The sequence below is a fragment of the uncultured Alteromonas sp. genome, assembly GCF_963976965.1.
Taxonomy (GTDB): Bacteria; Pseudomonadota; Gammaproteobacteria; order Enterobacterales; family Alteromonadaceae; genus Alteromonas; species Alteromonas naphthalenivorans.
In genome coordinates, this window is the sequence record NZ_CAXBMP010000031.1 from 40,161 (window position 1) to 47,133 (window position 6,973).

The window sequence follows — 6,973 nt, forward strand, 5'->3', positions numbered from 1 at the left end:
ACGATTTGCAGTGAGACGCACTTAGGCAGCGCTCAACTCAATCCATTGATTGGTTAATTGCTAACTGAAGCTCCGCAACTTGATCAGCAAACTCACCGTCCTTCAAGCCATCCAAGCGTTCTTTTGTGTAATCCCAATTGAGAAATTTTTCGACGGCGTCTTTTGACAAAGGGTAATAGACTTTGTCACTCATTGCCCATCCCCTTAAACTGTTCAGTATACGAATAAACCCCTCATCAGTTTTAGTGTATTCTTGAGCCCAGTCGATGGCTTGATCATCTTCAGTTATGTTTAGCCAACCATATAGGTAATTCGAAATGTCAGGCAGACTTGGTATCAGTTCTTTTGTCGCTTGATTGCTAACGCGCTCTTTCAAGATATCGATGGCTTCATCTAAAATCTCTTCTGAAATTTCCCATTGGTCCGGGCTAACTGCATCACTACCGACTTTCCCGTGGAGAAAAAGTTGGCTTCTAAAGAACTTACCAACCAACCAATTTATGGCCGCCCCCTCACTTGCTATCAGTCGGATAGTCTCAGCTTGTTTATCTAAATTCAGGTCGTTCAATCGATTAAGGCAACTCTTGACAACCTTGTTCGCAATTCCATCAAGCGAAAGGGAAAATGCACGATGTTCACCATCTTCTGCCATTGCGCTATCCATCATTCCGGAAAGTGCTTTAACAATCCCAACAAGCTGATCTTCATCCAACACTGATATGCATTCGTCGTCTAGTCGGTTCAGCACATGTTCGAACCACGTTTTCCCTGAGCTACGACGCTTCATCACTTCTTCGGTAAGGCGTATAGTCAACTGGGCGACATTTGTCCGTGCCAACTCCAATAGGTCAGTAAAATCTTCGTCTGGCATAACTGTCTTTGGACCAGTGAGCGCAAAATAAAAACGATAATGCAATGGGCTACCGAGCCTTTTGAGCGTGATAGCTTCGGAAACGGCGGCCGAATTCATCTCGTTAAAAACTCGTTTTTCTGGTTCTTCCACATCAGCCACACCCGGAATGAAACGTCGTAAACTCCAGATCGAACGGACAGATACAGGATCCTTCGAGGGCAAGAGCGTAATTAATTGCTCACCCATTTGTTTTTTTTCATCACTTGAGACCGTTGCATCTCCAGTTACTAATACAGAGCGCACTGACAGATACACCTCAAGCCATTGATATAGTTTGTAATTGGTAGTTTTGATCAAATGTAGGCGACAAAAGTCTGGGAAATATACATCGTCTTTGACCTGTGGGAAGACAAAGCGAATACTGTTCAAAGCAAGTTTGACTTCACGTGGTGTAGATAGCCCCATCCCTTCTCTGTCAACAGCTGTGCTCAAATCGTTTAGTAGCTCACCTTCAGCATCAGCCTCCATGACTTCGGCATAGATGGCTTTTGCTTCATTCCGAAATTGGGTGCGAAGATCAAATGGCTCTGGAAGCGGAATATTGAAGGTGAGTTGCACGATTTTCTGGAGAAAAAGGTCTCCATCTGCAACTTTGAGACCGGTCTTTAGCGCCTGAGCCAATACTTCACGATCGTAACACATCAGGTAAGCAACTCTTGGAAAGTCTGCAACGGAACGAACTAACCGAACGACTTCAACTGCTTGCTCAGGTTCAAGGCGATCCAGATCATCCAGAATGACAACAAACCCAACATTCAACGCTTTGATTTTGTTTACTATTTTTTGCTTTAGTTCTGATGGTGTTGGTCCACTCGGAATAAACTTCTCAGTCGCAATTGCAGCGCCTTCTAGTCCTTTTCCAGCTAACTGAAACCCAGGGATAAAGAGTCCGGCAACATTTGCAACTGATGCTATCCTACGGGCTGTTTTGGGACCGTAGTCTCTTAAAAGTTGGCCGACTTCAGCCACATTTTTTTGCGCTGCACTCCCTTGCTCGCCATCAGCCTCAGCTAATTGTTCTTCTTTGGTCTTCAGTATTGCAGTCATCGGTTCCAGCAGTGACGTGACCATCGATGAGGTATCTCCATTCAACCAAGGCGCGATTGTAATGGTATAGATATCTTTGTCTTGTGCTGCAACAAGTTCAGTACGTAGAAAGTTCAAAAGTGAAGTTTTTCCCGAACCCCAACGGCCTTCCAAGCCGATGACCATGCCATCGCCCTTAGATGCTTCAACGATTGATGGAGCAAGTCGCTTTGCCATGCCAACAAAACCGAATTGATCCTCAGCTTCATTTTCCAGAGCTCGGTCTGAATCCAAAGCTGTCGTCATTCTGTTTTCCAATCCAAAATATAAATTCTTACAATAAGAAGTGAGTGCACTTAGACTAAACGACATCCCTGATCTATTCAATAAATGTAAAACGGCTCTACGAGCAGATAGAACAAGGAAGTTTCTGGCCGATGTCGTTTATATTTTTTACTTTGTTGCAATGCCAACGAAATCGTTCGTCCTTGAATTCTATGCTGGCAAGTGTGGCAAAAATAGTCGTAATTAATGACTGCCTGAATGATCAGTTTGGGCATATAGCTGAAATTACAATTAAAGGTGCTCAATGACGGATTTTGGCACAACCAAGCCCAAGTGATTTCAACTCGACACCCTGTTTATGAGAGAACTTGCCAAAGGATACACAATCATTTGGCAATCTAGCTACGCATCAATACTTTCAGATACCTCAAGCGCATCATCAACTTCTATACCTAAATATCTGACTGTGCTCTCAAGTTTTCGATGCCCAAGCAATAACTGACAAGCTCTTAAGTTCTTCGTCTTTTTATAAATTAGTGATGGCTTTGTTCGCCGCATCGTATGCGTACCATATTGTGTTTTGTCCAATCCAATTGAATCAACCCAATTATCAACAATTCTGCCATATTGCCTGGTAGAAATATGGTCTGAAGGCTTGGCTCTCGATTTGAATAAATAATCGTTTGGACTTAGGTTTTGTGTCGCAATCAATTCTGAAATAGATTTTCTGGTATTTTCAGTTATCTCAAACTGAACGGGTTGCTGTGTTTTCTTCTGAACAACAATTGCCCGAGATTGGATAATATTGCCGTGACAAACATCTCTGACCCGCAACGCGACGAGATCGCAACCACGTAATTTACTGTCTATTGCCAGGTTAAAAAGTGCTAGGTCTCTTGTCTTGTTGGATAGTTCTAACCGTATTCGAATAGACCAAATTTGTTGAAGTTTGAGCGGAAGCTTTTGTCCAATAAGTTTATTCTTGTTCCAGGGTTCTTTGGGAACATAAATGGTTAAGGCATACATGATGGTTCTCCTATTTAACGGAGATATGAGTATGGTACTTAAATATTAGTTTTGCAGATTAAGCCTGGCTTCGGCCATCAGCAGACCTAAATGCACACCGGCTTCACACCCAAAAGCGGACTAAACAACTTATGTGGTCGAAAGGCATAGATACTGAGGAATCTGACAACCAATTGATTGATGCGTAATTTAATTATCTTCCTAAACGGGTAAATAATTATGTTTAATTATCAGCCAAAATGACAGTTTAAGAATTTTTAAGAAGATTTAAATGCCATTTAATTAACAAACTTATGATGATAGGCCTTGAATTTTTACATAAACACAAGGCCAAATATGATTTCCTTACCACGCGATAGCTTGATAAACGCAGCACTAATATTCGTTTGCCTGTTTACTTCTGTATCCAGCAACAACGCCATAGCACAAACACCAACGTCCGCATTTTGGCGAAATGCCACTGTTTATTTTATGCTCACTGATCGCTTCAAAAATGGTGAGCCGGAGAATGATTTAAGTTACAACCGCACTACCGAACCCGCTTTATTGCGCGGTTTTGAGGGGGGAGACATACAAGGCATCATTGATAAAATAGAAGATGGCTACTTCACTGATCTTGGTGTTGATGCTATTTGGATGACACCCGTCATTGAACAAATCCACGGCTATGACGACTCCTCAGGTATTACTTATTCTTATCATGGGTATTGGCCAAAGGACTGGACCGCAGTCGATGCCAATTTTGGAACCGAGGCTCAGCTCGCGCAAATGATAAAAACAGCACACGCACACAATATCCGAGTATTAATTGATGTGATAATCAATCATACCGGTCCAGCAACGCAAATGGATGTCTCTTGGCCTGACGAATGGGTGCGTACTCGCCCAATCTGTAATTGGAGTAGTTATATACAAAATACTCAGTGTGCCATAGCCACATCATTGCCAGATATAAAGACCGAGAGTGAAGTGCCTGTTGAGTTACCTGATTTCTTACTCGACAAGTGGCAAACAGAAGGCCGTTTAGAGCAAGAGTTAGCCGAATTGGAGCAATTTTTCGCTCGAACTGGTTATCCTCGTGCTCCCAAATATTATATTGTGAAATGGTTAACAGACTGGGTTAGAGAATATGGTGTCGATGGATTTCGAGTGGACACAGCTAAACATGTAGAAGCCGAAATTTGGACCATACTTAAAAAAGAAAGTGAAATCGCTTTTGCTCAGTACCAAGCTAAACACCCACAACAACTCGCTGACTCTCAGCCGTTTTATATGGTCGGTGAAGTAATGAATTGGGGAATACTCGGATTTAAGAATGCGGTTGAGTCAACACTGGCCTACGATTATGGTGATAAACGAGTTAACTTTTTTGATTATGGTTTTGATGGACTCATCAACATTGGATTTGTTGAACATGTCCAACAAGATATTGAAAAATTATACAGTCGCTATTCTGCCTACCTCAATGAAGGCCCCATGCAAGGCAAAGGTATGCTCAACTATATTGGCTCTCATGATGATCAGGATTCATTTGATCGCGCCAGAAAACATAATTATACCACTGCCTTTAAATTGATGATGGCGCCCGGTGGCGTGCAAATCTATTACGGTGACGAATTGGCTAGACCTATGCTTGTTGAAGGAAGCTACGGTGATGTGGGTATGCGCGCAAATATGAACTGGAATGATCTGTCACAGCTAGAAACCCAAGCGCTACTCGCTCATTGGCAAAAACTAGGCAAGTTTCGTCAACAATTCCCCGCAGTAGGGGCCGGGGTGCATCAGATGTTAAATGCCAGTCCTTATGTGTTTAAACGCGAGTTGTCTGAAGCGCAGACTGTCGTAATTGCTCAAGGTTTAGCTCCGGGTATTAAGTCCATTAAGTTAAACAGTGTTTTTGCAGAGGGTGTGGTCTTAAAAGATTATTATTCAGGGCTAAGCGCGCCGGTCAAAAATAACCGTGTTGAAATCAACACTCCATACGCTTATTTGTTACTTGCACCTGATAAGCATTAATTATTATGCATCAAGACAAACCACAGCTTTTGCAACAACGGCTGAATGACATAGCACAAGTATTACGCAAGCATCCACTGGGTTTGGGTTTACTAGGCTTGGGCTCTAGTGGTAAACAATCGGACAGAATGGATATTTATTCGGATTTAGATTTTTTTGCACTGGTCGCTGAGGGGAGCAAACAAGCATTTATTGAAGACCTAAGCTGGCTTGGGGCAATTCAACCCATAGCCTTTTGCTTTCGTAACACGTATGACGGCTACAAATTGCTATTTGACGATGGTGTTTTTTGCGAGTTTGCGATATTTGAGCCAGCGGAATTAGTGCGTATACCATTCGAGGAAGGATTATTCATTTGGAGAGATCCTAATATTACCGAGCAATTGGCCGTTCCAAATAGAACTGCACCAGATTTTTCAGACAACATCGAATATTTGCTTGGTGAATTACTGACTAATTTATATGTTGGAATGAGTCGTTATCGACGCGGAGAAAGACTATCAGCTATGCGGTTTATTCAAGTTTATGCCCTTGACCGACTGGTAAACCTGTTAGACTTACAATTGTCTGCGACTCAGTTAGCTTGTCGTGATAAGTTTTGCATCGACAGACGCGCTGAGCAGCGCCATCCTAGTTATACAGCATTATTAGAAAAGTGTTTGCTTGGCAGTGACAAACTGCCCGAAGTAGCAGCGACACTGCTGGCGTTTACGGCGCAACATTACACTATTAATGCCGCACTTAAACAGCAAATTGAAAACTTGTTAAACACTGAAAATTTGCTTGTCAGCGCATACCATAGTGGATAGTGTATTTTAATTATTACCAACCAAAAACGTGATTTTAGATGAACTTACAGATTGACCGATTTCGCTTAGACGTCAATTCCCGAACTTTGTCATCTGCATCTGAGAGCCACGCCATTCGACCAAAAACACTGGCCTTGTTGCTTTTTATGATAGAGCGCCAAGGCCAAATTGTCAGCAAAGAGCAACTTCTAAGTCACATTTGGGATGATGTCACGGTCAATGAAGGTGTGATTTTCCAATCCATCCGCGAAATCAGACAAATGTTTGCTGAGCTTATAGTGATCCAGAATCATCCGCGCAAGGGCTATCAATGGGTAGCAGAGGTTGTACCAATAGCGGACAAATTAGGACTACAAAAAACAGAGTCTGTAAAAATACCAAACACCCACGCCGTTGCTAATTCACGCAAGCGTAGACAACGTAACAGATGGTTACTTGCCTTAATTCTCCTGTGTGCGCTGCTTTGGCTCGGTATAACTTCAAAAAACAGTCGTCCTGAGGTGGTTATTCTACCGATACAAAATTATGTTGATCATAACGACTTGGGCTGGCTGGCAACACATGGAGCAATAAAAATAGCTGACATTTTTTCAAATGTCTCACCCAATACATCTGTTATTGCCTCGTCTGAGCTTGCCCACCAGACAAATGAGAATAATGTTCTGAACACCACAGGGAACTGGCAACTTTCAACCTCGGTATATGGTGATGTTTACGATTATAAAGTGGTGTATTCATTAATTAGCAAACAGCAACAGTACGCAGGAGTCATTTTCGCTCATTCAATTGATCAAGCGATGCAATTACTGGTTGATGTGGGGTTGATGGATATTAATCAAGCGAGTCCCGATGTCACTACTTTGGGAGCAAATGTAATACAAAATACGGCATTTGCTAG

The 6,973-nt window shown here is 42.3% G+C and carries 5 protein-coding genes; 3 read left to right on the top strand and 2 right to left on the bottom strand.

Going from position 1 to position 6,973, the window contains the following annotated elements; all coding sequences use genetic code 11:
• Positions 1–37: 37 nt before the first annotated feature.
• Together AAC006_RS17970 and AAC006_RS17975 are read right to left on the bottom strand one after the other, a co-directional pair.
• Entirely contained in the window at positions 38–2,245 is a 2,208-nt protein-coding gene (locus tag AAC006_RS17970; RefSeq protein WP_339892067.1) for a P-loop NTPase fold protein, read from the bottom strand.
• Between the two features lie 381 nt (positions 2,246–2,626).
• On the bottom strand, positions 2,627–3,250 hold the full coding sequence (locus AAC006_RS17975; RefSeq protein WP_339892069.1) for a tyrosine-type recombinase/integrase: 624 nt from the start codon (positions 3,248–3,250) through the stop codon (positions 2,627–2,629).
• A gap of 336 nt (positions 3,251–3,586) precedes the next feature.
• On the opposite strand from AAC006_RS17975, the gene AAC006_RS17980 reads away from it, so the two are divergent.
• The 3 genes from AAC006_RS17980 to AAC006_RS17990 form a co-directional block, all read left to right on the top strand.
• Positions 3,587–5,266, top strand: coding sequence for an alpha-amylase family glycosyl hydrolase (locus AAC006_RS17980; protein WP_339892071.1), 1,680 nt, complete (start codon positions 3,587–3,589; stop codon positions 5,264–5,266).
• 5 nt (positions 5,267–5,271) lie between these two features.
• Positions 5,272–6,075 carry a hypothetical protein gene (locus AAC006_RS17985; protein WP_339892072.1) on the top strand — a complete coding sequence of 268 codons (804 nt, stop codon included), beginning with the start codon at positions 5,272–5,274 and terminating at the stop codon, positions 6,073–6,075.
• Between the two features lie 38 nt (positions 6,076–6,113).
• Positions 6,114–6,973 (top strand): winged helix-turn-helix domain-containing protein (locus AAC006_RS17990; RefSeq protein ID WP_339892074.1); only part of this gene is annotated, 860 nt, incomplete at its 3' end.